The 25,868-nt window shown below is 74.9% G+C and carries 20 protein-coding genes; 11 read left to right on the forward strand and 9 right to left on the reverse strand.

The window, feature by feature from the left end:
* Positions 1-20 precede the first annotated feature (20 nt).
* Both ACWDD9_RS07185 and ACWDD9_RS07190 read right to left on the reverse strand, forming a co-directional pair.
* Complete coding sequence (locus tag ACWDD9_RS07185) at positions 21-3,320, reverse strand: serine/threonine-protein kinase (RefSeq protein WP_449811037.1); 3,300 nt, start codon at positions 3,318-3,320, stop codon at positions 21-23.
* A gap of 1 nt (position 3,321) precedes the next feature.
* Positions 3,322-3,933: a hypothetical protein gene (locus ACWDD9_RS07190; protein WP_074002787.1), complete on the reverse strand. Its 612-nt coding sequence runs from the start codon at positions 3,931-3,933 to the stop codon at positions 3,322-3,324.
* A 231-nt stretch (positions 3,934-4,164) separates the two neighbouring features.
* On the opposite strand from ACWDD9_RS07190, the gene ACWDD9_RS07195 reads away from it, so the two are divergent.
* The 4 genes from ACWDD9_RS07195 to ACWDD9_RS07210 all read left to right on the forward strand — a co-directional run bounded on the left by ACWDD9_RS07195 (position 4,165) and on the right by ACWDD9_RS07210 (position 11,821).
* On the forward strand, positions 4,165-5,490 hold the full coding sequence (locus tag ACWDD9_RS07195; protein WP_449811038.1) for an alpha/beta hydrolase: 1,326 nt from the start codon (positions 4,165-4,167) through the stop codon (positions 5,488-5,490).
* A 64-nt stretch (positions 5,491-5,554) separates the two neighbouring features.
* The gene (locus tag ACWDD9_RS07200) at positions 5,555-6,613 is read left to right on the forward strand and encodes a trypsin-like peptidase domain-containing protein (protein WP_449811039.1); all 1,059 of its coding nucleotides are present in this window, start codon (positions 5,555-5,557) and stop codon (positions 6,611-6,613) included.
* A gap of 4 nt (positions 6,614-6,617) precedes the next feature.
* Complete coding sequence (locus tag ACWDD9_RS07205; protein WP_380778888.1) at positions 6,618-7,727, forward strand: effector-associated domain EAD1-containing protein; 1,110 nt, start codon at positions 6,618-6,620, stop codon at positions 7,725-7,727.
* A gap of 5 nt (positions 7,728-7,732) precedes the next feature.
* Positions 7,733-11,821 carry an AAA family ATPase gene (locus ACWDD9_RS07210; protein WP_449811040.1) on the forward strand — a complete coding sequence of 1,363 codons (4,089 nt, stop codon included), beginning with the start codon at positions 7,733-7,735 and terminating at the stop codon, positions 11,819-11,821.
* 72 nt (positions 11,822-11,893) lie between these two features.
* Here the strand turns inward: ACWDD9_RS07210 and ACWDD9_RS07215 are convergent, their stop codons facing one another.
* From ACWDD9_RS07215 to ACWDD9_RS07225, 3 genes are read right to left on the reverse strand one after another with little or no spacing between them, the layout of a single operon-like run.
* On the reverse strand, positions 11,894-12,580 hold the full coding sequence (locus ACWDD9_RS07215; RefSeq protein ID WP_449811041.1) for a hypothetical protein: 687 nt from the start codon (positions 12,578-12,580) through the stop codon (positions 11,894-11,896).
* 11 nt (positions 12,581-12,591) lie between these two features.
* Entirely contained in the window at positions 12,592-13,938 is a 1,347-nt protein-coding gene (locus ACWDD9_RS07220) for a DUF4062 domain-containing protein (RefSeq protein WP_449811042.1), read from the reverse strand.
* Positions 13,938-14,342: a hypothetical protein gene (locus ACWDD9_RS07225; protein ID WP_375873030.1), complete on the reverse strand. Its 405-nt coding sequence runs from the start codon at positions 14,340-14,342 to the stop codon at positions 13,938-13,940. The genes ACWDD9_RS07220 and ACWDD9_RS07225 overlap by 1 nt, the downstream gene beginning before the upstream one ends.
* A 161-nt stretch (positions 14,343-14,503) precedes the next feature.
* Here ACWDD9_RS07225 and ACWDD9_RS07230 point away from each other — a divergent pair, with 161 nt between their 5' ends.
* The 4 genes from ACWDD9_RS07230 to ACWDD9_RS07245 all read left to right on the forward strand — a co-directional run bounded on the left by ACWDD9_RS07230 (position 14,504) and on the right by ACWDD9_RS07245 (position 17,174).
* Entirely contained in the window at positions 14,504-14,806 is a 303-nt protein-coding gene (locus tag ACWDD9_RS07230; protein ID WP_449811043.1) for a hypothetical protein, read from the forward strand.
* A gap of 211 nt (positions 14,807-15,017) precedes the next feature.
* Positions 15,018-15,440: a BlaI/MecI/CopY family transcriptional regulator gene (locus ACWDD9_RS07235; protein WP_449811044.1), complete on the forward strand. Its 423-nt coding sequence runs from the start codon at positions 15,018-15,020 to the stop codon at positions 15,438-15,440.
* On the forward strand, positions 15,437-16,384 hold the full coding sequence (locus tag ACWDD9_RS07240; RefSeq protein ID WP_449811045.1) for a M48 family metalloprotease: 948 nt from the start codon (positions 15,437-15,439) through the stop codon (positions 16,382-16,384). Before ACWDD9_RS07235 ends, ACWDD9_RS07240 begins: the two co-directional genes overlap by 4 nt.
* Before the next feature lie 208 nt (positions 16,385-16,592).
* Positions 16,593-17,174 (forward strand): MarR family winged helix-turn-helix transcriptional regulator, encoded by a 582-nt coding sequence (locus ACWDD9_RS07245; protein ID WP_449811046.1) that lies wholly within the window; start codon positions 16,593-16,595, stop codon positions 17,172-17,174.
* Between the two features lie 48 nt (positions 17,175-17,222).
* On the opposite strand, the gene ACWDD9_RS07250 is transcribed toward ACWDD9_RS07245, so the two are convergent.
* The 4 genes from ACWDD9_RS07250 to ACWDD9_RS07265 are packed head-to-tail and all read right to left on the reverse strand — an operon-like array spanning position 17,223 to position 22,112.
* The gene (locus ACWDD9_RS07250) at positions 17,223-18,731 is read right to left on the reverse strand and encodes an ABC transporter ATP-binding protein (protein WP_449811047.1); all 1,509 of its coding nucleotides are present in this window, start codon (positions 18,729-18,731) and stop codon (positions 17,223-17,225) included.
* Positions 18,728-19,579 (reverse strand): ABC transporter permease subunit, encoded by an 852-nt coding sequence (locus ACWDD9_RS07255; protein ID WP_449811048.1) that lies wholly within the window; start codon positions 19,577-19,579, stop codon positions 18,728-18,730. The genes ACWDD9_RS07250 and ACWDD9_RS07255 overlap by 4 nt, the downstream gene beginning before the upstream one ends.
* Entirely contained in the window at positions 19,576-20,556 is a 981-nt protein-coding gene (locus ACWDD9_RS07260; protein ID WP_449811049.1) for an ABC transporter permease, read from the reverse strand. The genes ACWDD9_RS07255 and ACWDD9_RS07260 overlap by 4 nt, the downstream gene beginning before the upstream one ends.
* On the reverse strand, positions 20,553-22,112 hold the full coding sequence (locus ACWDD9_RS07265; protein ID WP_380744599.1) for an ABC transporter substrate-binding protein: 1,560 nt from the start codon (positions 22,110-22,112) through the stop codon (positions 20,553-20,555). The genes ACWDD9_RS07260 and ACWDD9_RS07265 overlap by 4 nt, the downstream gene beginning before the upstream one ends.
* A 375-nt stretch (positions 22,113-22,487) precedes the next feature.
* On the opposite strand from ACWDD9_RS07265, the gene ACWDD9_RS07270 reads away from it, so the two are divergent.
* Genes ACWDD9_RS07270 through ACWDD9_RS07280 form a run of 3 tightly spaced genes read left to right on the forward strand, consistent with a single transcriptional unit; the run spans position 22,488 to position 25,861 of the window.
* Positions 22,488-23,477, forward strand: a complete 990-nt coding sequence (locus ACWDD9_RS07270) for a TauD/TfdA family dioxygenase (protein WP_449811050.1) — start codon at positions 22,488-22,490, stop codon at positions 23,475-23,477.
* 60 nt (positions 23,478-23,537) lie between these two features.
* Positions 23,538-24,527 carry an ornithine cyclodeaminase family protein gene (locus ACWDD9_RS07275; protein WP_198959361.1) on the forward strand — a complete coding sequence of 330 codons (990 nt, stop codon included), beginning with the start codon at positions 23,538-23,540 and terminating at the stop codon, positions 24,525-24,527.
* Complete coding sequence (locus tag ACWDD9_RS07280) at positions 24,518-25,861, forward strand: Y4yA family PLP-dependent enzyme (protein WP_449811051.1); 1,344 nt, start codon at positions 24,518-24,520, stop codon at positions 25,859-25,861. The genes ACWDD9_RS07275 and ACWDD9_RS07280 overlap by 10 nt, the downstream gene beginning before the upstream one ends.
* Positions 25,862-25,868 lie beyond the last annotated feature (7 nt).

Consider the following 25,868-nt stretch of genomic DNA (forward strand, 5'->3'; position numbering starts at 1 on the left):
CTCTCTCCTCGACGCTCCCGTCATGATTGCCGACGGACCGCCAGCTCCCAGTCCAGGCACCAGAGTTGAACGGAACCGTCACCGCGGACGCACACCGCCGAGCCGCCGTCCGGGCCCGGTTCGACCCCGGAGAAGCCGGCCGGACGGCCGGCCAGCACCCGCAGGCAGCGGCCGGTGCCGAGCTCCCACACCCGCAGCGCGCCGTCGTCCTCGCCGAGCGACAGCACGAACCGCCCGTCCGGGCTCAGTCGGAGCGCCCCGGTGCCGCCCGGCTGGTCGTCGAGGACCCGCAGACAGGCCCCGGTGCGCAGGTCCCAGACGCGGATCGCGCGGTCCTGGCCGCAGCCGGAGAGCAGCAGTCCGCGGTCGGCGTCGACCAGCAGCTCGGTCACGGTGGCGGTGTGGCCGTGGAACTCCCGCAGGCGGCGGCCGGTGGGGACGTCCCAGAGCCCGATGGAGTGCTTCGGGCCCGCGGTGACGGCGGTGCGCCCGTGGGGGGAGAGCCAGAGCGCGGGCCCCCAGAGGTTGGGCCCCCGGCCGTGGTCGCCCTCCAGGGTCCGGCGGCAGGCGCCGGTGGCCGTCTCGAACAGCCGGATCCCGTCGTCGGCGCCACGGGCCAGGACGAACCGCCCGTCCGCGGTGAACGAGGCCGTCCCCGCGCCCAGGGCGAGCCGGGCCGAGCTGAGCCGGGCACCGGTCGCCGCGGACCAGGAGCCCAGGGTCCCGTCGCCGCCCGCGAACAGCACCGTCCGGCCGTCACCGGCGAAGCGGAGCCTGCCGTGCACCCGCGACAGGCCCTCGATCAGCGGCCCGCGCTCACCGGTCTCCGCAGCGAGCAGCTGGATGCCCCCGGACACCCGGACGGCCACCGTCCGGCCGTCCGGTGCCAGGGCCGGCGCGCCCCAGGCGCCTTCGTACAGCACCCGGGCGGGCCAGGCCGCCCGCAGTCCGGTGCGGGTCACCCGCCGGTCGCGGGCCAGCTCCTGCCAGGCGGTCAGCACCCGGGGATCGCGCTCGTGGCCGGGCAGGGCCCGGGCCCGGGTCAGCAGGTCGAGGGCGGCGGCGCAGCGGCCGGCCGCGTGCTCCCGCCCGGCCCGCTCGACCAGCGCGGCCAGCCGGCTGCTCAGGTCGTCCAGTTCGGCGTGCCGACGGGGGCGGCTGAGCTGTGCCGCGGCCGGGTGGGGCTCGGGCAGCGGCCAGCGCCGGGCGGTGCCGTCCCGCCCGGCGGAGAGCAGGTGCCTGCCGTCGGCCAGGAACATCACGGCGTCGACGTGGCCCCGGTGCCCGCGGAAGGTGCGCAGGCATCGGCCGGTGTCCGGCTCCCAGAGGCGGACCGCGCCGTCCAGGCCCCCGCCGGCCAGCAGCCGCCCGTCGGGGCTCAGGGCGAGGCGGTGCCCGGCGCCGTGGCCGGCGGCGATCTCCGCGTCGAGGCCCGGGCCGTGCACCCGGAGCCGGTCGCCGACGGCGGCGGCCACGGTGCGGCCGTCCCGGCTGAGGCAGCACGGTTCGTGCGCGTAGCGGCGTTCCAGCAGCGGGGCCTGTTCACCGGCGCCAGCTGGATCGCGCACCGCGACCACTCCCTCGGGGCCGTCGAAGACCAGCAGCCGGCCGTCCGCGGTCGCCTCGACGGTGCCGCCCGAGAAGCCGTCCAGGATGAAGCGGGCCCGGCCGGTCGTCAGCTCCCAGCCCAGGACCGTGCCGTCGCTGGTGCCGCCGACCACCAGGCCCGCCCCAACGAGCAGCCGCAGCGAGCGGACGGTGGTGCTGCCGGACCGGTAGTACGGGGTGAAGACCCGCAGGCAGCGGCCGTCGCCGAGGTCGAACAGCCCGACCAGGCCGTCGGAGCCGACGCCCACGGCCCGCCGTGCCTCGGCGTCGAGGTCCACCGTGTGCCGCAGCTCGTCCAGCTTCCGCAGGCACCGGCCGGTGGCCACCTCCCAGAGCTTGACGGCGCCGTCGCAGGCCGTGAGCGCCAGCCGGCCGTCGGGGGTGGGCCGGATCTCGATGTCGGGTGCCGCCCGCCGGGTCCGGCCACCGTCCCAGGGCGAATCCGTCCAGCGCTCGTACTCGTACCAGGGCACGGTCCAGGTGGTCGGCTCGGCGGCGGGGCCGACGGCGCCGCGTTCGCGCTGCACCGCCTCGATCAGCGGCCCCAGCCGCGCGGCGCCGCCGTCCGCCCTGGCCGCGTCCAGGGCGGCGAGCAGGTCCTCGTCGGTGAGGCCGCCCTGCCGCCAGCGCATCAGGCCGGAGTTGTAGGTCGCCTCCGGGTGGCGCGGGTCGGCGGCCAGGGCCGCGCCGAAGGCGGCTTCGGCCTCCGGCGCGCGGCCCAGGTCCAGCATCGAGACGGCCCGGTTGTTGAGCTCGTCGGCGCGCAGCTCGGCCTCGCGCGGCTCGCCGCGGTCGATCGCCCGGCCCGTCAACCGGTGGTGGATGTCGGCGAGTTCGTCGGCCACCTCGGCCATCGAGGCGGGCCGGTCGGCCGGGCGCTCGCGCAGGCAGCGGGCCAGCAGCTCGGCGACCGGCTCCGGCAGCGGCGGCGGGCCGTCCCCTTCCGGACGCCAGGTCGAGCCGGGCGTGAACCCGCGACCGCCACCCGCCCGGTAGGAGGCCAGCGCCTCGCCGACCACCGGGCCCATCAGCCAGGTCACCTCGCCGGTGAACATCTCCACCACCGACACCGCGAAGCTGTACAGGTCGGTGCGGTGGTCCAGCGGTTCGCGCCTGGCCTGCTCCGGCGAGGCGTACGCCATGGTCATCCCACCGCCGGACACCCGTTCACCGCCCGTGGCGCGCGCCTGGGCCAGCCCGAAGTCGGTGACCTTGGCGGTGCCGTCCAGGTCCAGCAGGACGTTGGCGGGCTTGACGTCCTGGTGCACCAGGCCGCGCTCGTGCGCGTGCCGCAGGCCCCAGGCGGTCTCCACCGCCAGGCGCAGGATGCGGGCCGTGGACTCGGCCGGGCCGCCCCCGTAGAGCCGCCGGTCGTCGATCCACTCCCGCAGGCTGCCGCCCGGCAGGTACTCGGCGAAGACCCGTGGCAACCCGTCCAGGACGCGCACGTAGTGGCAGCCGCAGACGTGCGGGTGCAGGCCGAGCGACACCCAGGTCTCGGCCTCCCGGACGAACCGCTCCTGCTGCTCCGGCGTGCCGAACAGCTCGGGGCGCGGGCACTTCACCGCCAGGTCGACGTCCCACTCCAGGTGCCGCACCCGGTAGACCACGCCCATGCCGCCCTCGGTGTGCACCCGCAGCACCCGGTACTGGTCGGCGACCACCTCGCCGACCGACCAGGGCGCCGGAACCCCGACGGCCGGTCCGGGCACCTCAGGCGGCCCGGTACGGCGGCAGCGCGGCGAACGCCGGTGCCACCACGGCCGTCCGGCACACCGTCCGGGCCCAGGCCCGGGCCAGCGAGAGGGCGTGCCTCGGGAACATCGGGTCCCAGTCGGCGGCGTGGCTGCGCTCGTACGGCAGCTCCGGGTCGTACGGGTGGCCGCCGCTGTCCGTCCCCGCCGGGTCGAGCCTGAGGCGCACCATCGACTCGCGGACGCCGGTGACGCCCGACTCCTGGAACTGGCCGGTCAGCACGGCGGTGACGGTCGACCTGGCGAGCAGGAACGAGCCCCGGAACCGGAAGCCGGTGCGGGAGCCGGGCAGCCGTTCGGACACCAGGGTGTAGAGCGCCGGAACACCGCCCAGCGACACCGCCGCCGCCTCCAGCAGCGATCCGCCGGCCGCGGCGTGGCCGCGCGCCAGGGTCACCCGCAGCGCCTCGATCCCGTCCAGCCAGACGGGGGCGGGCGGCAGCGCCTCGCGCACGCTCAGCACCACCACGTCGTTCCAGGTGTCCGGGACGAACCACCGGCCCTCGTCGAGCGGTTCGAGGCCGGCGGTGTCGAAGGCCAGCGGGAGCGGGAGCGGAGTTGATGGGGACACGATCGGAAGCTAACACGCGGCCCTGTCAACCGTCAGGCGTGCTCCGATTTCTGATACATCCTCAGATCCTCCCCGGTACGCGTTCGTGACAGTGGCCCGATCCGGCACCGGACCTGGGCGAACCGCCCGCGCGTAGCCCTCCACGACCTATGATGCGAGCGATCCGGTTCGACACGTGTTGTCGCGTTGTCACGCCGTCGGGTACGTCGTGAACAAGCCAGGTGGGGGACGATGGTGGACATGTGGGAGGTGCTGGAGCCGGCCGTCGCCCGGGTCTGGCCGAAGGTGCCCGACAGCCTGTCCGAGGCCGAGCGCGAGCGTCTGGAGGCGGAGGTCCTGGTGGCGCTGCGCGCCCTGGAGAGCGCGCGCGGCGATGCGCCGTCAGCCGGGACCGAAGGGGCCGACGGGGCCGATCCCGTCGAGGAGGCCGCCCAGGCGGTGGCCGCCGCCTTCGAGGCCTACCCGCCCCTGGGCGACCTCCTCGTCGCCGCGTTCGACGCGCTCGTCGACGGCCAGGAGCGTTTCGGCCCGGACGCTCCCCCGCCCTCCTGGGGCACGGCGCTGCGCTCGCTGCTCGTCCCCGTCCTCTACGCCACCGACCGCGCGCCGGCCGGCGGGAACGGCACCAGCGCGTCCTACGGCGGCGACCGCGGCCAACTGTCGTACGGGGAAGCCCTGGTGAACGTCCCCGACGACCACCGCATCGGCGCCGTCGAGAAGCCCCGCTGGTGGCGGCTGCGGTTCCGCACCAACCCGGCCCGGGACACCCAGCTCGGCGACGTCACCCCGCTCACCGCCGCCGGGTTCGCCGAGCGGGCCCATGGCCACCACCTCCCCGGGGACGGCGAAACCCCCCGATCGGCACTGGTGTTCGTCCACGGCTACAACGTCTCCTTCGCCGACGCCGCCGTCCGCGCCGCCCAGATCGCCTACGACCTGAACTTCACCGGCCTCCCCATGCTGTACAGCTGGCCGTCCAAGGCCTCCGTCACCGACTACGCGGCCGACGGCAACGCCGCCCGCCGGGCCGTCCCGTACTTCCAGGAGTTCCTGCGGCACGTGCTGACGGACACCGGCGTCGACGAACTGCACGTCGTCGCCCACAGCATGGGCAACCGGGTGGTCGTCGACGCGCTGGCCGACCTGGACACCACCGCGCTCCCCGAGGGCGCGGGCCGGCTCGGGCAGGTCGTCTTCACCGCGCCCGACGTCGACGCCGAGGTGTTCCGCCAGCTCGTGCCCCGGATCGTCAACCAGGCGCGCGGCTGCACCCTCTACGTCTCCGCCAACGACCGCGCGCTCGCCGCCTCCCGCCTCCTCGCCGAACACCCCCGGGCGGGCCAGGCCGGCCCGGGCGTGGTGGTCGCGCCCGGCCTGGACACCGTCGACGTCTCCGAGCTCGACACCGGCCTGACGGGCCACTCCTACCCGGGCGACCACCGGTCCGTCCTCTCCGACCTGTACGGGCTGCTGCGCCACGGCCACCGGCCGTCCCAGCGCTACGGACTGGCCCGGGTCCCGCACCCGGACGGCGCGTACTGGGCCTTCCAGCCGTAACGATCCTCGCGAATCCTCCCCGGCAGCACGACTTCCCCCTCTCCGACGAGCGAGCACACAGGGCATGGCGACGACGAACCCCGCACCGCGAACGACCCACTTCCTGGACAGCTACCCCTTCCGGTGGACCGACCCCGGTGCCGTCGAACTCCGCGACCTGCTCGCCTCCGTCCACTTCCGGGTCAACCCGGTGCTGGAGCTGACCCAGCAGGCGGGCATCGCCCCGGCCGAGGTCAACTGGGACCAGCCGATGTCCCTCGTCTGGTTCGACCTCATCACCGTCGCCCGGAAACAGGAGAAGCTCCGCCCGCTGCTCGACCGGATCGCCGCGGGCCCCGACCAGGCGCTCGCCGCCCGCGTCCGCGAACTGCTCGCCGCCCGGCCCGTACTCCCCGCCCCCGAACCGGAGCTCCCGGCGGGCAACTGGGCCGCCTTCCGGGACCCGGACGAGCAGGAACGCCAGATCTTCCGCGCCTCCGGGTTCCAGGACGTCGCGTTCCTGCGCCGCGGCGCCGAACTCGCCACCGCCGTCTGCCGCCTGCTGGTCACCCACGCCGACGGCCAGTCCTGCTACGGCACCGCCTTCCGGATCGGGCCCGACCTCCTGCTGACCAACCACCACGTCCTGTACTCCGACGGCCGGCCCGCCGAGGCGGTCGAGGCCTGGTTCGGCTACGAGCAGGACCTCGACGGGCGGGAGCTCAGGTACCGCACCGTCCGCTGCGCCCCCGCCACCGCCGTCGGCCGGCCCGAGGGCGACTGGGCCGTGGTCCGCGCCGCCGAGCCCCTGCCCGAGGACGCCCTGGTGGTGCCGATCCCCGACCGGGCCACCGTCGCCGAGGGCGACCGGGTCTGCATCATCCAGCACCCGCACGGCCTGGTGAAGAAGCTCGCCGCCCGGCACAACGTCGTCCGGCACGTGGACGAGCAGGTCGTGCAGTACTGGACGGACACCGAGTACGGCTCCTCCGGCGCCCCCGTCTTCGACGAGCGCTGGCGGCTGGTCGCCCTGCACCGGGGCCACGTCCGCATCGGGCAGCGGCTCAGCGCCTCGGAGTTCCGCAACGAGGGCCTCCGGATCGAGCGGGTGGCCGAGGGCCTGGCCGCCGCCGGGGTGAGGTGAGCCGGTGGCACTGCTGGACCTGCGCGCGTTCCCGAACGAGGACCCCAGAGCCGCGGAACTGCTCAGGGCCCTCATGTACACGTACGGCCTCCCGCAGCCGGCCCGGCAGGTCGTCGCCCGCGCCGGCATCGCCGAGGCCGAGATCGCCTGGCAGGGGGCGATGCTCGACGTCTGGCCGGACATCGTCGAGAAGGCCGCGGCGACCGGACGGCTGCGCAGGCTCGTCGAGGTCGTCGCCGAGGACCCGAACTCCCGGGCCGCCTCACCGGTGTTCGCGTACCTGCTCGCCGAGCAGCGCACCTCGCAACCCGCCGAACAGACCACCGACCCGTTCGGCCACGGGCTGATCAACGACCGGCAGCGCGCCTTCTTCGACCGGACGTCCCTCCGCTCCCGGCTGCGGGAGATGGTCCTCGACCGCGGCCACCGCGTGCTCACCGTCGAAGGCGGTCCGCGGACCGGCCGGACCTTCACCTGGTTCCTCATCCACCACGTGCTCGCGAGCCAGGGGATCCACCCCTGCCGGATCCGGCTGAGCGAGTACACCGAGCCGGTCCGGGTGGCCGAACTCACCGGATTCCTCAACGACGAGTTCCGGGAGTGGAGCGTGCGGATCGACCACCACTCCTCCGAGGACCAGCAGGCCGACCGGCTGGTCAGCCAGCTCAGGGGCCGGATGCGGGAGGAGCGGCGGTCCGTCCCGGCGCAGCCCCGGCACTGGCTCGTCTTCGACGACTCGGAGTCCGTCCGCTTCACCGAACCCGCCCTGCGCGCGGTCGTCCGGCTGGTGCAGGCGGTGGTCGAGGAGGAGATGGCGGACCGGCTGCGGATCGTGCTGCTCGCCTACGACGGCTGGCTGCCGCCGGACGTCGAGGGGTACACCGCCCGGGAACAGCTGGGCCCGATCGGCATCGAGGACCTCCACGACTTCTTCCGGACGGTCGCGGCGGAAGCCGGCCGCCCGATCGACGCCGACACCGCCCGCGGCCTCGCCGCCAAGGTGCTGAGCGAGACCGGCCACGACGGCTGCCTCCCCGACGGCCCGCTCCCCCTGACCACCGCGATCCAGCACACGGCCGCCGGCCTCGGCCGAAGCCTCTACCAGGGATGTTGACGACGGTGACCGAGACCCTCGCCCCGATGCCCGACGCCGTCTACCGTGAACGGACCGTCCTGCTGGGCGCGTTCACCGCCGAGAGCCTGGCGGCCACCACCCCGGGCGCGGACGCGGCCGAACCCGGCGCGCTCCTGCGGGACTTCCTCACCCAGGACTGCGAACGGGTCACCACCCGGGACGGCCGCCGCTGGCGGCTCGCCCCCGAGGTCCGCAGCCACACCATCGAGACCCTGGGCCGTCCGGAACGCCTGCTGGCCACCCTCACCGCCGCCCCGCGTACGGAGGGCGACGCCGCACGCGACTGGGCCGAACGGTTCCTCGCCGCGCGGAACCCGCCGCTGGAGGAACAGCACTTCGACGAGCTGTACGCGGCCCTCACCGTGGTCGGCTGGTTCCGCGACGCCCCCCGCGCCCGGGCCGCCCTCGCCGACCACGGACTCGACCTGCCCTCCGCCGACGAGGTGCAGCACCACCTCAAGCGGGCCCGGCTGCTCCAACCGCTCCAGGCCCTCGCCGACGAGAGCTTCACCGGACGGGAGGACGAACTCGGCACGCTGACCGACTACGTCGACGCCAAGAACGGCTACTCCCCCTGGCTCCTGGTGCACGGGCCGGGCGGCGTCGGCAAGTCCACGCTGCTGTCGCGCTTCCTCCTGGACCGCGCCGGAGCGGACCCGGCCGCCCACGTCTACCTGACCTTCGAGCGACCCGAGCTGGCCCCGGAACGCCCGCTCACCGTCCTGGTCGAGGCCGTCCGCCAGGTCGCCCTGCTGGCACCGGCCATGCGCGAGCCGGCCGACGCCCTGGAGCACTCCCTCCGCCGCACCATCGCCGCCGACCTCCGGTCGGAGCGGGACCGCAGCTCCTCCTCCGGGCGCCGGACCTCACGCCGCCACGACACCGACGTACTGCTCCACCGGGTCGGCACCTTCCTGGCGGCCTTCGGGACCGACCACGGCGGCCGGGCGCCGCTGCTCGCCCTCGACACCTTCGAGCGGGTGCAGCGGCGCGGCCAGTACGCCCAGCGCCGCCTGCTACAGGCCCTGGACGACCTGCGGTGGAGCTGCCCGAACCTGCGCGTCATCGCCGCCGGCCGCGCGCCCGTCGACGACCCCCGCTTCCGCTCCCTCCCGCTGGAAGGCTTCGACCCGCCGACGGCCCGCCACTACCTGCGCCGCCAGGTCGCCGAACTCGCCGGGCGCACCGACGAGGAACTCGACCTGGTCACCGACACCGTCGGCCGGAGCCCGCTCAACCTGAAGCTGGCCGCCGCCCTGCTCCGCCGCGAGGCCGACGCCCTGCGGGACCCGGCGCTGCACGACCAGCTCCGGCGGAAACTGGAGGCCGAGACCGTCCAGGGCGTGCTGTACCGGCGCATCCTCGACCACCTGGAGGACCCGGACCTGCGCCGCATCGCCAGCCCCGGCCTGATCGTCCGGAAGGTCACGCCGGAGGTCATCCGCCACGTCCTGGCCGAACCGTGCGGGCTCGGCGCCGTGGACGAGGATCGCGCGTGGGGCCTGTTCCACCGCTTCCGGGACGAGGTCTCCCTCGTCGAGGAGGTACCGGGGCAGGACGCGGTCCTCCACCGGGCCGACGTGCGCGCCGTCATGCTGCCACTGCTCCGCCGCGACCACGCCGAGGTCGTGGAGCTGATCCACGGCCGGGCGGCCGCCCACTACGAGGACGTCGGCGACCGGGTCGAGGAGCTGTACCACCGGCTCGCCCTCGGCGAACCGACCGCCACCCTGGACGCCCGGTGGGAGGAGGAGGCGGGCCGGCTACTGGAGCCGGCCAACGAGGAGCTGCCGCCCTGTTCGCAGGTCTACCTCGCCGAGCGGATGGGGAACATCGCCCCCGCGGAACTCCGGGCGCAGGCCGACGACCTGACCTGGCTCCGGCAGGCAAAGCGCGCCGGGGACCAGTTCCTCCTGGACGACCGCCCGGAGGACGCGATGGCACTCCTCGGGGAACGCCCTCACCTCCGACTCTCCACCGTGCGCATCAGGGTCCTGGCCGCCCTGCACCGTTGGGACGAGGTGGACACCTTGGCCGACGACATTCTCGCCGCCGAGCCCACTCCGACCACTGTGGTGGGCACGCTCATGCTGCGCGCCCGAAGCGCCATGAACCGTGGGGACTTCGGCTCAGCCCACGAGCTGCTCAACCAGGCCCTGCACTCGGCAGACGTCGTTCAGGACGTGGTGATCACTCTAGGGATCATGACGAACCTCCTGCGCCTGTACCGGGACGGCGGCTCCCTCGACTCGCCTGACGCCCAGCGGCTCAGCACCCTCGCACTCGCGCTCGTCAACGACCTGGATCTGCACGATGTCGCTCAGAATCCTGAGCTCATCCGGCTCATCGCGACCGAACTCGGTCACGAGGTACCGGCGTTGGTCGCCTACACCGCCCAGCAGTCCGGCGTCGACCTCTCCGACGGAGCCGACGCCGCCCTGCGTGAGGCCCTCACCGCGGAGGAGCTCCAGGACTTCATCCGGACCACCGGCGTCGACGTCCCGCTCCCCGCGACCGACACCGACGACGCCGAACCCGCCTTCACCAGCGTTGACTTCGGCGATGCCGTCAACACCTACCTCGGCGCAGGAGGCAAGCACGCCGAGGCCCTGAACAACGCCGTGGTGGAGAACCTCCGGCACGAGGTGGACTTCGCCTCGCCCTCCGCCCCCGCCCGCGACACCACCCACGACGCCGTCGTCCTCCTCCCCGGCCACATGGGCAGTTCGCTCCTCGACACCGAGACCGGCCGGCACGTCTGGGGCGACCTCAGACCCACCACCCTCCTCCGGCTGAGCCTCACCGACGACTCCTCGCTGCGCGTCACCCCCGACGAGCGGGCGGGCCGGACCGACCGCCTGCGCCCCGACGGCCTGCTGCGCGCCCCGGCCTGGCTCTCGGCGCTCGGCGGCCTGGAGACCTACCAGCCCCTGCTGGACGCCCTGCACGCCACCGTCCTCCACGAGGACGCCGTCCTGCCGTTCCCCTACGACTGGCGGCTCTCCGCCGAGGTGAACGCGCGTCTGCTGGCCGAGGCCGCCCACCGCCACCTGGCGGCCTGGCGCGCGAGCCCGCACCGCCGTCGGGCGGGGGTGCCCGACGAGGAGCCCCGGCTGGTCTTCGTCGCCCACTCCACCGGCGGACTCGTCGCCCGGGCGGCGCTGGCGGCCGACTCCCGGCTGGCGGCGCTCACCCGCGACCTGGTCACCATCGCCACGCCCTTCCACGGCACCCCCGCGGTCGCCGAGATGCTGGTCGGCCGCCGCCGGTTCCTCCCGCGCCCGCTGTCCGGGCTGGCCGCCACCCTGCCGGGGGTGTACGACCTGCTGCCGACCTTCCGCTGCGTCGAGACCGACGACGCGCTGCGCCGGCTGGACCTCGACGACGTCCGCCGCCTCGGCGGCGATCCGGAGCTCGCCGCCGCCGCCATGGCGGCGCGGGCGGCGGAGTCCCGCGCGGCCTTCCTCCCCCGCACCCGCGCCGTGGTCGGCATCGGCCAACCGACCGTGCAGGGCCTGCGGTTGGCTGGGGACGGCCTCGAACCGGTGCTGACGGCACCGCGCGCCCACGACGACGGCCGCCCGTACCGGAGCGAGTCCGGCGAGGCCGTCCGCTGGGACCGCGGCGGGGACGGCCTCGTCCCGCGCGACGCCGCCGCGCCCTCCGCCTCGAACGCCGTGCTGTTCGTGTCCGGCCGGCACGGCACCCTCTGCTCCGATCCGCACGTCCTGGAACTCGTCCGGTCCGTGCTCACCGACCGGCGGCCGGCCAGCGTCCGGCCCCGCCCGGTCAGCCACGCCCTCCAGCGCCCGGGCCTCGGCCTGTCCCTCCCCGAAAGGACCGTCCCGGGCCAGCCCTGGCCGCTCATGGTGCACGGTGCGTCACCGGACGACGCCGCCTGCCGCATCACCGACGAGGCCACCGGGGCGACCGTCGCCACGCCCCGGCTGCTCCTCAGCGACGCGACCCTGGTCGCCGCCGTCACCCTCCCCCGCCCGGGCCTCTACCGGGTCACCGTCACCTCCGGCCCCGACCGCGTCAGCGACCTCCTCCTCACCACCGGCCCCGACTGACCCCACCACCGGACAGGCGGCCGGAGCCCGCAGCTCCAGCCGCCCGCTCCGCCGTTCCGCCTCCGGCGGGTGTCAGCCCGTCGAGGGGCGGCGGTCGGAGCGCAGGCGCTCGGCGCCGTCCGAGCCGGGGTCCTGGAGCGTGTCGTCGGTGCCCATGACCTCGGGCACCGCGACCAGGAGTTCGTAGAGGAAGTCGTGGAAGCCCTCCGCTGTCGGCGCCGTGTGGGTCAGCGGGTAGACCCCGAACTGCAGGTAGTGCAGGGTCTTGCGCATCATCTGGGCCGGCGAGCAGACCGAGACGAGCGTGCCGAACCCGCCGTCCCTGAAGTACGAGGCGGCGACGAAGCACTCGTCGGCGGAGCCGTAGACGCCGGCCTCGCCCTTGTACCGCTCGTTGAGGTCGTCGCCGCGCACGACCGGGGCCGGCACGCCGAGCTTCTCCAGGAACTCCCCGCCGGCCCGGCTGAGGCTGTTCTCGTCCTCCACCCCGAGGTGCCGGTGGCGACTGCCGGGCACGTAGACCTCCACCGGCCGGCCGGCCTCCAGGTAGCCCCGGTAGAGCTCGTGGCCGCGCCGCAGCCGGGCCTCGAACTCCTCGCCCGGCACGGCCCGGTCGGCCAGCGGGTGCTGGGCGGCCACCTCGATCAGCACGCCCGGCAGGTGGCGCCGTGCCCGCATGAAGGCCTGGGCCGTGGAGAGCCGCTCGCGCCACCGCCCCGCTGTAGCAGGGGACAGGGCCGACGTGTCACGTAAGTCCATCGCAGACCGCCTCACGATATCGTCCTCACTTCGCCGCGCTCCTCGACGATGGCCCAGGTCCGGTCGAAGTGCTTCCAGCAGGCGTCGATCAGACCGAAGTCCCGGGTCCCGCGCAGTTCCAGGGACGGGGTCTCCGGGGCCCGCGCCGGCGGCAGGGTCAGCGTGACCCATCCCCAGGTCCGGTCGCAGAGAATCATCGTGGACCGCAGGTGCGTGGTGAAGAACCCGATCTCGATCGATCCGGCGGCCGTGCTGCGCGCCCCGGCCTCGCGCACGATCGACCGCAGCCGGGCCTCCACCTCGCGCACCTCGGCCGCGATCGGCGAGCGCTGGTCCCACAGCGACTCGGACTCGTCGACGTCGGCGAGGAACTGCCCGTCGGGCGTCGGCACCAGGACGCGGATCCGGGAGCCGGCCGCGAGCGCCTTCGTCAGGTAGGGCGTCTGGATCTCGATCAGCCGCTTTCCGCTGGTGGACATGATCCCGATCGACGAGGCCTTCCCGAGGTTCTCGCTCAGGGCGTTGCCGGCCTGCCCGTCCACGCTGATCCGGGCCACGCCGATCTGCGTCCCCGGGGCCACCAGGTTCTGCCATTCGGCGGAGAAGGTGTGCGCGATCGAATTGCCCTTGACCCAGCCGGGCTGGGGAGTGTGCCGGACGGCCAGCCGCAGCGCCCTGGTGACGTCGTTGCGCAGGTCGGCGACGGTGCGCCAGGACCTCCAGAGCCGCTCGCGCCGCACCTTCTCGCGGAAGACGGCCAGCCGCTGCGCGTCCTCCGGCGTCGGCTGCCAGCTGTCCGTGTGCAGTTCGACGGGGTCGGCGTGGACGAACACCAGGATGGGCTTGTCCAGCGAGCGGGCGTGGTCGTACTCCCGTTCCGTGAAGCTGACGGTCCCCGCGCCGACGTCCCCGTACCGCGCTCCGAGGATGAGGACGAGGTAGTCGCAGTCGTTGATCACCCGCTCGACGACCTCCCAGGCGCCCTCCGCCCGCGCGTCGAACAGTTCCATGCCGGAGGGGATGTACCCCTCCTTGACCAGCTCGTCGATGACGGCCTCGCGGTGCTGCTTCAGGTCCAGGCTGGTCGAGCTCACGAACACCTGGTAGCGGCGCTCGTCAGGGGCGGTGTCGGCCGGCGGCGCGGTGCCCGACGACGCCGGAGCGCCGGGGTGGGCGTCGGACTCCGCCGGCCCGTAGTAGTTGAAGTTGTTCGTCACCGAGCTGCGCGGGCCGATGGCGTTGCCGGCGACGTCGGCCCCGGCACCGACCCCGCCGCCCCGCACCTCCACGTGCTCGGCCGGCCGCTCGGGCTCTCCCGGGTCCTGCGGCCTGCGCCGCCGGAAGCGCGACCCCGGCATCAGCCGGCCACCTCGCCGCCCTCGCCCAGCGCGTTCCCGGCGACATCGCCCCCCGCGGCCACCGCTCCCTCGCCCTCGGCCGACACGGCCCGCCCCGGCCCGGACACCCCGCGCGGGGCCGGCGGCGTCCCCGTGACCCTGCTGTCGGCGCCGATCGCGTTGCCCGTCACGCTCCCCCCGGCGGCGACGGCACCGCGTCCGCCGGCCCGGACGGCGCCGCCGTCGTCCTGCCCGCCGCGCCGCAGCGCGTACACCGAGGCGACGAGCCCGGCGAGTCCGACGACCGCCCCGACGACGGCGCTCGCCCGCTCGGCCCCGGCGGCGTCCCCGAGCACCGCCCACAGCGCGAGCGCGACCGCAACACCCGTACAGGCCGAGGCCGTTGACCAAAACAGCAGGCGCATGTGCGATGCCCTCCATCACAGCGACAACCCGGTGAGACCGTAGTACCCGGCCCCCGCTCGCACCACGCTCCGGAGGAGCCCCGAACCGGGTCGCGCATCCGGCGACGGACACCGCCGCGCCGTCGGGACCGGCTCCCGGTGCGCCGGGTGGCCCGAACGGGGTGCCCGGAAAGGAGGGTGCGCCGGGCGGCCGGGATCGGCGCGCCCGGCATCTTCACACCATTCGGTCCGCCCCGCTCGCCGACGACTGGTACATCCAGTGGAAGAACACCACAGCCGATCCCGACGCACCGGTGAAAGAAATCCGACCGAAACTGACCTGTCGTTCGGACCAGGACGTCCTCTGGCGGGGGTCCAACCGGACCCCCGAGGTCATCTTCGCCGACGGGCTGCGACCACAGGGGGAGAAGACATCCGAAGACCAGCGCCAGTACAACTGGGTCAGCCCGAACGGCTCGGCCTGACGGCACTCCGTGGACACCGCGCTGCCCGGGGGACCGCGTTCGACGGTCCCCCGGGCAGCGCGGTGTCAGCGGCCCGTAAAGTTAGCTTAGGCACACCTAATATCATGGGCGCTTCGCCCTCGCGCGGACAGCGGCGGTACGGACCTCACATCCCGACGCGCGCGGCCCGCTCCGGTGTGCCTGCCGGAGAGCTGCGAGAACGGGAGTGGAGATGCTGGGTGGCGGTCGGGACGCCAGACGTCCGCACGGGGAGCTGGTCGCGGACGTGCTGGCGGTGCTCTGGGCGGCCGGGGAGCCGCTGACCGCCCAGCAGGTCAAGGAGACCCTGAACCAGGGGCTGGCCCGCACCACCGTGGCGACGATCCTCACCCGCCTGCACGAGAAGGGCACCCTGGTCCGCTCCCGCCCCGGGCGGTCCTTCGCCTACGCCCCCGTGGAGGACGCTGCCGGACTGGCGGCCGGGCGGATGCGCCGGGAGCTGGAGAAGGAGCCCCAGCGCGACCTGGTGCTGAAGCGGTTCGTCTCCTCGCTGTCCGAGGACGACGAGGACGTCCTGCGCCGTCTGCTCCTCGACACCCGCCCCGAGGCCGAGGCCGCTGCTGGAGCAGCCGCCGAACCCGAGGACCGCGCATGAGCCTGGTCCTGGTGCTCGTCGCCCTGGCGCTGCTGGTCCCCTGGGCCGCGGTGCCGGCGGCCCGCCGCCTGGCCGTCCTGCTGCCGCCGCGCGAGGCCTCGTTCACCCTCGCCGGCGCGGCCGTCCTGCTGGCGGGCGGCACCGCCGCGGCCCTCGTCGGCCTGTTCCACGTCCCGTTCCTGGCGGGTCTGGAGCACCTGCCGCTGTCCCGCGTCCTCGCCCGGTGGCCCGCCGTGGTGCCGGTGTCCGGCGCCGCCGGGGTGCTGCTGGCCGTCCAGGCCGTACGGCTGGGGCGGCGGTGGCGGAGGCAGCGCGCGCTGCTGGCCCGCGCCTGGGAGCTGACCGGCGGCGCGACCAGCGACGGCGACCTGCTCGTGGTGGCGGGCGAGGAGGCGGAGGCCTTCGCCCTGCCCGCCCACCGGGGGCGTCCCGGCCGGGTCGTCGTCTCGGCCGGCATGCTCCGCGCGCTGGGGCCGACGGAGCGGGCGGTGCTGCTCGCCCACGAGCGCGCCCACCTGAGGGGCCGCCATCATCTGCTCTCCGCCGCCGCGGACCTCGCCGCCGCCGTCCACCCGGCGCTGGGCCGGCTGCGGGCCGACCTCGACTTCCACCTGGAGCGGTGGGCCGACGAGCAGGCCGCCCGCGCGGTCGCCGACCGGCGTACCGCCGCGACGGCCATCGCCCGGGCGGCCCTGGCCGGGTCGCCGTCCGTCCGCCACGCCACGGGCCAGCTGCTGTCGGTGAGCTCCGGTCCGGTGCCCCAGCGCGTCCAGGCGCTCCTGGGCCCCGCGCCCGCCCGGCCGACCGGCCACCGGGCGCGGGCCGCCGTCGCCCTGCTCGCGGCCGTCGCGGGCGCGACCCTGCTCGGCGTGGGCCTGGCCTACGGGCTGCACGAGTACGTCGAGTACGCGGCCCGGGCCCTGCTGGCGCACGGCACCGTTTGACGACATCGATGTAGACCAACTGTTCGGGCCCGGGTATGGTGAGCCTCGGCTTGCGCGCGCGGGCCGTGCCGCCGTCGTCCGTCGACGGTCAGCCGTCCGTCGGGGACCGTGTCCACCCGGTCCCGGGGCCCGGCGCTCCCGTGCGGATGCCACCCCTGTGGCCCCCGGCCCGAGAACACGGCGGCCTTCCCGGACGATTGGACCTGCTGTGTACGACGGGAGGACGGGGTCGACGAGCCCCTTCGAACAGACCGTCTACCTCCTGTCGACAGCCGGCCGGGCGGCCGACCGCCTGCTGGCCGAACGCCTCGACTCGCGCGGGATGGGGCGCGCCCACCAGACGCTGCTCTCCGCGCTCGCCCAGCTGGGGCCGCACGGGCGCCACGACCTCGTCGAGCGCGCCGCCGCGACCGGGACCGACGCCGACCAGGCGCTGGACGACCTGCTGTCGGCGGGCCTGGTCCACTCCATGGTCGTCCACATCGGCGGACGGCAGGAAGTGCTGACGATCACCCCGGCCGGGCAGGCGGCGCTGGACGTGCTGCACGAGGATGCCTCCGCCGTCCAGGAGGACCTGCTCGCCCCGTTGACGAAGGGCCAGCGCGCCGAGCTCAACTCCCTGCTGCGGCGGGTGTGCGCGGCGGCCGGCCGCGGCGCGGGACGCCGTACGCCCGCGCGGCCGGGCCCCCGCTGGGTGCTGACCGGCGGACAGCGCCGGAGGTGGGTCGTCGAGCAGGACGCCGCCGCCGGTGCGGCCGCGCGCCCGGACAGGGCCGCGCCCGGCCGGTGAGCACGGCGCCGCGACCGGCGGGGCTCCCGTAGCCGGTGCGGCGCCGGGTCAGCGCACGCTGCCCGCGGGCTGCTTGCTCACGGACGGTGCGGACAACGGCCCCCCGAGCGGCAGGACGTGGTCGGCGCGGCCGGTGACCAGGGGAAGGTCGTGGCTGACCAGGACGACCGCCAGGCCCCGGCCGGTGCGCAGGCCGTCGAGGAGGTCCATGAGCGCGGCGGCGGTGTCGGTGTCGAGGGCGGAGGTGACCTCGTCGCAGAGCAGCACGTCGGGTTCGGCGGCCAGGGCGCGGGCCAGGGAGACGCGCTGGCGCTGCCCGCCGGAGAGCTCGTGGGGGTGGCGGGCCGCGTAGTGCGCGGGCAGGCCGACGGCGTCGAGCAGTTCGGCGACGCGCTCCTCGCACCGGGCGGCGGGCAGGGCGAAGTGCAGCTTCAGCGGCCGGGTGAGGGTGGCGCCGACGGTGCGGGCGGGGTTGAGGGCGCCGAGGGGGTTCTGCGGGACGAGCTGGATGCGGCGGCGCTGGTCGCGGGTGCGGCGCCGGTAGGAGGCGGCCAGCGGCTGGTCGTGGAGCGTGAGGGTGCCGGTGTCGGGCGTGTGGAGTCCGGCTAGGGTGCGGACCAGGGTGGTCTTTCCGCAGCCTGACGGGCCGACGATTCCGGTGAGGGTGCCCGGGGTCAGGTCGAGGTCGACGTCCGCGAGGACGGTGCGCCGGGTGCGGCCGCTGCCCGTGTGGGCGCCGAGCGCCCGCACGCTCAGCACGGGGCCGCCGCCCTCGGCAGGCCGGGGCCCGCTCTCGGCCACCACCGCCGCCGGGCGGGCCGGCGCGGGCGGCGGGGACGGCGCGGACGACGGGGCCTGCGCGGGCCACAGGGCGAGAGCGTCGTCGGCGCAGCGGGCGACGAAGTCGGGGTCGTGGCTGGTGAAGGCGATGGCGATGCCGTCGCGCTCGGCGATGGAGCGCAGCAGCTCGGCGATGTCGTCGCGCAGGGCGGCGTCGAGGCCCGCGGTGGGTTCGTCGAGCAGGAGGATCTCCGGCCGCCGGGCGAGGGCGCGGGCGAGGGCGACCCGGCGCTGCTGGCCGCCGGACAGCCCCGCGGTGCGGCGGTGTTCGAGGCGCTCGTCGGCGGGCAGCCGGACGGTGCGCAGCAGTTCGGGTACGGAGGTGCGGCGGCGGTCGGCGGCGGTCTCGGTGACGAGGCGCTCGACGCGCATCCGCGGGTTGAGGCCGGAGCCCGGGTCCTGGCCGACGAAGGCGAGCCGGTGGCGGCGGAGGCGGCGCAGTTCCTCGGGCGGCAGGGCGAGGATGTCCTGGCCGAGGACGTCGACGCCGCCGGCGCTGACGCGGGCGCCGGGCGGGAGGGCGCCGACGAGGGCGCGCAGCAGGGTGGTCTTGCCGGCGCCGGAGGGGCCGGTGATGGCGTGGACCCGGCCCGGGACGAGGGCGAGGTCGGCGTCGGTGAGCAGGGGCGTGTCCCCGAGCATGACGGTCAGGCCGGTGGCGCGGGCGGCGGGGTCGGGGGCGCTCACAGCGGGGGTGCTCACAGCGGGGGTGCTCACAGCGGGGTCTCCGGGGTGGGCCGGGCGGGGGCGAGGGCTTCGGCGGCGAGGTTGACGCTGATGGCGAGCAGGCCGATGGCCAGGCAGGGCGCGCCGACGGCCCAGGGGTTGAGGGTGATGCCCGCCGCGTTCCCGCGGATCATCAGCGCCCAGTCGGCCTCGGGCGGTTGGGGGCCGAGCTGGAGGAACGCGGCGACGGAGACGATGTAGACGCCTTCGACGAAGCGCAGGCCGAACAGCGCCAGCAGGGTGGAGCGCAGGTTGGGCAGGACCTCGCGGAGCATCAGGTGCCCCAGCCGTTCGCCGCCCGCGGCCGCCGCCTCGATAAAGCCGGTGGCGGCGATGGGGGCGGCCGCGGCGGCGACGATGCGCACCGCGTACGGGATGCCCAGGAGGACGGCGGCGGCCGCGACGGCCAGGCGTCCTCCGGCGGGCCAGGCCAGGGCGATGAGCATGATGGCGAGGACGGAGGGCAGGAGGATCGTCAGGTCGGCGAGGCGTTCGATCCACCGGCCCAGCCGGGGCCGCAGGGCGGCGAGGATGCCGAGGGCGGTGGCGGCGGCGGTGACGACGAGGGCGATGGCCAGGGCGGTGGCGATCAGGGGCGCGCCGCCGGTCAGCAGGCGGCTGAGGACGTCGCGGCCGAGCTGGTCGCCGCCGAGCGGCGCGTCGGCGCCGGCCCCGGCGTACGGGAAGGTGACCGGGGTGTCGATCGGGTGGGGCGCCAGGAACGGCCCCACGAGGGCGAGGAGGACGAGGAGCAGCGCGGGGACGGCGCGGACGAGGGCGCGCGCCCTGCGCCGGGTGGCGGGCGCGGGGGCCGCTGCTGTCGGGGCGTCGGCGGTCATCGGCGCTCCTCTCCGAGGGCGGTGGTGCGGACGAGGTCGGCCAGCAGCAGGAGCAGGCTGATGGCGGCGCCGGCCGCGGCCACGACGCCGGCGATGAGCGGGGTGTCGCGGTCGGTGATGGCTCCGGCCAGGACGGCGCCGATGCCGGGGTAGTTGAAGAGGGTCTCGACGACGACGGTGCCGCCCAGCAGCATGCCGGCCGAGGTGGCGATGCCGACGGCGATGGCGGGCAGCGCGCCGGGGAGCATGTGGTGGCCGAGGACGCGCCGGCGCGGCAGGCCGTCGAGGACGGCGGCCTGGACGTGCGGCAGTGCGGCCTGGTCGGCGAGGGCGCCGCGCACGATGCGGGTGTTCCAGCCGATCTGGGGGACGGCCAGGGAGAGCAGCGGCAGGACGAGCATGGTCCAGGATTCGGGGGCGCCGTCGGGGCCGGTGAGGGTGACGGCGGGCAGCCAGCCGGTCCACTGGGAGAGCAGGAGCAGGAGGGCGACGGAGACGACGAACTCCGGCAGGGCGAACGCGGCGGTGGAGAGCGCGTCGACGGCCCGGTCGGTGCGCCCGCCGGGGCGCAGCGCGGCCCAACTGCCCAGGGCGAGGGCGCCGATGGTACTCAGGGCGAGGGCCAGGGTGCCGAGCAGCAGGGTGTTGGGGAAGGGGCCGGCGAGGACGTCGGTAACGTGCTGGCCGCGCGCGGTGGTGCCGAGGTCGCCGGTGGGCAGGCTGGTCATCCAGTCCCAGAAGCGTTCCGCGACCGGGCGGTCGAGTCCGAGGGCGGTGCGGCGGGCGGCGAGGTCGGCGGCGGTGACGCCGCGGTCGGAGGTCGCGCCGGCGGCGTCGCCGGGGAGGAGCTCGACGGCGGCGAAGACGCCGGCGAGCAGGACGACGAGCATGGCCAGGCGCCGGGCGGCCTGCCGGGCGACCCGGCCCGCACCGGGGATGATGCGGGCCGGGACGCCGTGCGGCTGAAGGGTGGTCAACGGGACAGCCAGGTCTTCTCGAGCTGGACGCGGCCGTAGCCGGGGAGCTTGGGCAGGTCGCGCACGGCGGCGCCGGCGAGGTCGATGCCGTCGGCCATGCCCCACAGCAGGTAGCCGGACCTGGCGAACTCGATCTCCTGGAGCTGGTGCAGCAGCGTGCCGCGCGCGGCGGCGTCGGCGGTGCCCATGGCGGTGCGGTAGGCCTCGTCGAAGGCGGGGTCCTTGAAGCCGGACTCGTTCTGGCCGGCGTCGGAGAGCATCGTCTTGGAGGCGAAGAAGACGACCGAGTCGTTGGTGCCCCAGTACGTCGTGTAGAGCGTGCCCTTGAGCCAGGTGGCGTCCCAGAACACCTTGGAGTCCTGCTTGACGACGTTGATCTTCACGCCGGCCTCGCGGACCTGGGTGGCGAACAGGGTCGCGGACTCGGCCAGGCCGGAGATGTCCTCGGTGGTGATGAGGTCGTAGGTCCGGGAGGTGTCGAATCCGGCGTCCGCGAGGAGTTGCTTGGCCTTGGCGAGGTCGCGGGTGCGCTGGGGGATGTCCTTGGCGAGGGCGGGGTCGCCGGTGCCGAGGATGTCGTTGGCGACGCTGCCGTAGCCGGAGAGGACCTGCTTGACCATCGCGTCGCGGTCGACCGCCAGCTTCAGCGCCTCGCGCACCCGGGGGTCGGCGAAGGGGCCGTCGGCGGTGCGCATGACGATCGGCATCGCCATGTCGTTGGGGCGGCGCAGGATCCGGACGTCCTTGCGGGCCTCGGCGGTGCGGGCGGCGACGGCGCCGACGTTGGAGGCGACGTCGATCTGCCCGGCGAGCAGGGCGTTCGCCATGGCCTGGGGGCTCTCGAAGAGGCGGACCTCGACGGCGTCGAGGAGGACCTTGCCGCCGTACCACTGGTCGTTGCGCACCAGGCGGGCGTTGCCGTCGCGGTACCAGTCGAGCTTGAACGGGCCGGTGCCGGGGGCGCCGGCGATCGCGTCGTCCTTGGTGTCCTTCTTGAGGACGAAGGTGGTGAGGCGGGTCTGCAGCGGCAGGTCCGCGTTGGGGTAGTCGGAGACCAGGACGACGGTCTTCGGGTCCTCGGCCCTGATGCCCTCGGGCTGGATGCCGGGCAGGCGGCTCTTGCCGGCCGGGGTGTCGCGCAGGCGCCGCAGCGACCAGACGACGTCGTCGGCGGTGACGGGGGTGCCGTCGTGGAAGACGGCGCCGTCGGCGATCGTGAAGCGCCAGGTCGTCAGGTCCTCCGACGGCTTCCAGGAGGCGGCCAGGCGCGGGACGGTGTTGGCGGTGTCCCCGGGTATCGCGAGGGTGTCGTAGAGCAGACTGATGATCAGGTAGTCGCTCTCGTTGGCCTGGGTGCCGTGCGGGTCACGGGTGATCGCCGAGGCCTTGCCGAGGGCGCCGACCTTCAGCGTTCCCCCGGCGCGGGGCTGTGCGGACGCCGTACCGGCCGGTGCGGCGTCCTTGGATCCGCCCGTGCCGCTGCCGCAGGCGGCCAGCGCACCGGCCGCCCCGATACCGGCACCGGCCCACAGCAGCTGTCGTCGGGTGACGCGCACGTTCGTTCCTCGTTTCGGGTTGAGCTCGTTTTGCTTAGGCTTACCTACCCTAAGTTCGAGGCCGCCCGCAACCCGCCCGGCGGAGCGCACGCTCATCCCGGCCATGCGCCCCTCACTCCCAAAACACCGCGTGAGCAGCAGGATTGACCCTGCGCGGCCTGTGCGCCGCCACCGGAAGCCGAGACTACGTAAATGTAGACATCCGATTTGGGTAAGGCTTGCCTTACTTCGAAGTCGTTGTTACGTTCATGTCGTCCGGCCGTTCGAGCCGCCCCGGACCCACGCCCCACGCGCTGCTCCCGCCCGTCCCACACCGGTGCGGTGATGCCGCGTGCTCGCACGCCCTCTCCCGTCCCGCCCCCGGAAGGTCCCGCCGTGCCCACCTGCCCTGCCCCGGTACGCCGCCTCGACACCGCCACCGCCCAGGAACTGACCGACACCGCCGCCGAGTTGCTGGCCCACCACGGCTCCGCCACCAGCCCCGACCTGCTGGCCGACCTGCCCGCGACCCGCACCCGGCTCAGCGCGGAACTCCGGCACGCGCTGCGCCCGGTGGACACCGCCGACGGCCTGTTCGTGCTGCGCGGCCTGCGCCCCGACGACACCGAACTCGGCCCCACGCCCGGCCACTGGTCGACCGTCGGCGACGCCGGCGCGCTGTGGGACGTGACGCTGCTGCTGGTCTCCGCCCTGATGGGCACCCCGATCGCCTGGGACGGCCAGCAGGACGGCCGGTTCGTGCACAACATCGTGCCCTCGCCCGGGCACGAGAGCGAGCAGACCGGCGCCTCCAGCTCCGTCCTGCTCACCCCGCACACCGAGGACGCCTTCCACCCCGGCCGCGCCCACCTGCTGCTGCTCTGCTGCATGCGCAACCACGACCGGATCGCCACCACCGCGGCCGGCGTACGGCTGACCGCGCTCGCCCAAGCCGACCTGGAGCAACTGAAGCGGCCCGTCGCGCCGATCCTGCCCGACGACGCCTACGAGCAGGCCCAGCAGTTCCCCGGACGGCCCGCCCCGGTACCCACCCTCTTCGACTCCCCCGACGGCCTGACCATGCGCTACGACCCCGCCTACACCCCGCTGGAGGGGACGGACGAGGCCTGGCGCGGCGCCTACGAGCGCCTGGGCGAGGAGCTGGCCCGGGTGTCCGTCGCGGTGAGCCTGGAGCCGGGCGACGTCCTGGTCGTCGACAACGACCTCGTCGTCCACGGCCGCGTCCCCTTCCGGGCCCGCTACGACGGCACCGACCGCTGGCTCAAGCGCGCCTCCGTCCGGGTCGAGGACCGCCCCACCCGCCCGCTCGCCGAGCACGACGAGCACGGCTACGGCCAGGCCGCCCTCACCGCCTGGGCCTCCTGACCGCCCGCTCTCCCCCCTGCTTTTCCAGACGCCGCCTCACCGAACCGAAAGGGCACCCGCGTGGACCGGGACGACACCACCCTGCGCGTACTCTCCACCAGCGACCTCGCCGGCCTGGACATCACCCTGGCCGACGTCGTCGACACCGTCGAACAGGCCTACCGCACCCTGGCCGCCGGCCGGTCCGACAACCCCCGCAAGCTCACCGTCCGGCCCGCCGACGGCCACTCCGTCTCCTACGCCATGCTCGGCCGCGACGGGGTGCGCAACGTCGTCGCGTTCAAGACCTCGTACAAGCACGGCCTGGACAAGGGCCGCGACGAGCAGCACTACTACACGACGCTGACGGTCTACGACGACGTCACCGGCCTGCCGGTCGCCATGATGGACTGCTCCCGCATCGGCTCGCTGCGCACCCCGGCCGTCTCCGCCCTGCTGGCCCGCGAGTGCGCCTCCCCCGACGCCGCCACCGCGCTGGTGATCGGCACCGGCACCCAGGGCCGCCTCGCGCTGCCGTTCCTGCTCACCACGCTGCCCGGACTGAAGCGCCTGCTGCTCTCCGGCACCCACCCCGACGGCATCGCCGCCGTCCGCCAGGAGCTGGAGCGCCACTTCCCCGGCCGCGAGCTGGAGTTGGTCACCGACCTCGAAGCGGCCGCCCGGGACGCGGACGTCATCGTCGCCACCGCCGGCGGCCACACCCCCGCCGCCGTCGAGGCCGACTGGCTGAAGCCCGGCGCGACCGCGATCCTCGTCGGCCACGGCCTCGCCCCGTCCACGCTGCACCGCGCGGACCGGGTGATCGCCACCAGCGAGGCCCAGATGCGCGTCACCGGCACCGACATGGCCGACGCCGACGGCACCCTGCCCGCCGTCGACCTGGAACTGCCCGCCGCCATCTCCGGCGCCTCCAACGCCCGTACCGCACCCGACCAGCGGATCTTCGCCTACAACAGCGGCCTGGTCGTCACCGACATCGCGCTCGGCCACCGCTTCGCCCAACTCGCCGCCGACCAGGGCCTGGGCACCGAGGTGGACCTGTGGCGCTGACCCTGCCCGCCCACCCCGACCCCCTCGCCGAGCGCCTCCACACGAGCGGCCTGCTCCACGAACTCGCCCACGGCCTCGGCGGAGGGTTCCACTACCTGCTGCCCGAGCGCTTCGACGCCAACCTCGCCGCGTTCCGCGCCGTCCTCGCCGACACCGGCGTGGACGGGCGGGTCTACTACGCCAAGAAGGCCAACAAGGCCGCCGCGTTCGTCGAACGCTGCGCCGCCACCGGGGCCGGGGTCGACGTCGCCTCGCTCGGCGAGCTGCGCGAGGCGCTCGGCCACGGCGTGCGCGGCGAGGACCTCATCGTCACCGGCCCCGCCAAGTCCGAGGCCCTGCTGCGCATCGCGGCCCTCCAGGGCGCGCTGATCGCCGTCGACGCCCTCGACGAACTGGAGCGCGTCCTGCACCTGGACGTCCCCCGGCCCGTCCGCCTCCTGCTGCGCCGCCACCCGCCGGCCCAGCCCCGCAGCCGCTTCGGCCTCGACGACGACCAGCTGGACGCCGCGCTGTCGCGCTGCGCCGCGGCCGGTGAGCGGGTCCGGATGGAGGGCTTCAGCTTCCACCTGTCCGGCTACGAGGTGCGGCCGCGCACCGACCTCGCGGGCGAACTCGTCGACCTGTGCCTCAAGGCCCGGACGATGGGCCTGCGGGCGGACCGGATCAGCATCGGCGGCGGCTTCGCCGTCGACTACGTGCCCGCCGACGCCTGGGAGCTGTTCCTCGCCGAGCAGGAGCCCGGGCACTACCACGGCGGCAGGGCGTTCACCACGGGCGACTTCTACCCCTACCACTCCCCCGTCGCCGGGGCCGACGCGCTGCGCTCGATCCTCACCGGCCGTCCGGGCGGGCAGGGGCCCGACCTGGCCGAGCGGCTGCGGGAGGCCGGCGTGACGCTGCTGCTGGAACCCGGACGCGCGCTGCTCGACCGGGCCGGCTCCTCCGTCTTCGTCGTCCAGGGCGTCAAGGACCGGGCCGGATACGGCATCGTCACCGTCGACGGCACCAGCCTGAGCCTGTCCGAGCAGTGGTTCAACAGCGAGTACCTGCCCGAGCCCGTACTCCTGCCCCGCTCTCCCGGCCAGGCGGCCGAGGAGTACCGGGCGTGCGTCGGCGGCGCCAGCTGCCTCGACTCCGACCTCCTGACCTGGCGCAAGATCCCCTTCCCCGCCCGGCCCCGGGTCGGCGACCTCCTCGTCTACCCCAACACCGCCGGCTACCAGATGGACTCCAACGAGTCCCCCTTCCACGACCTCCCCCTGCCGGCCAAGGTCGTCGTCCAGCACGAGGACGGCCGACCGCGCTGGCGCCTCGACCGCCGCCCCGCCCTCTGATCCCACT

Source organism: Kitasatospora sp. NPDC001119, from assembly GCF_053598475.1.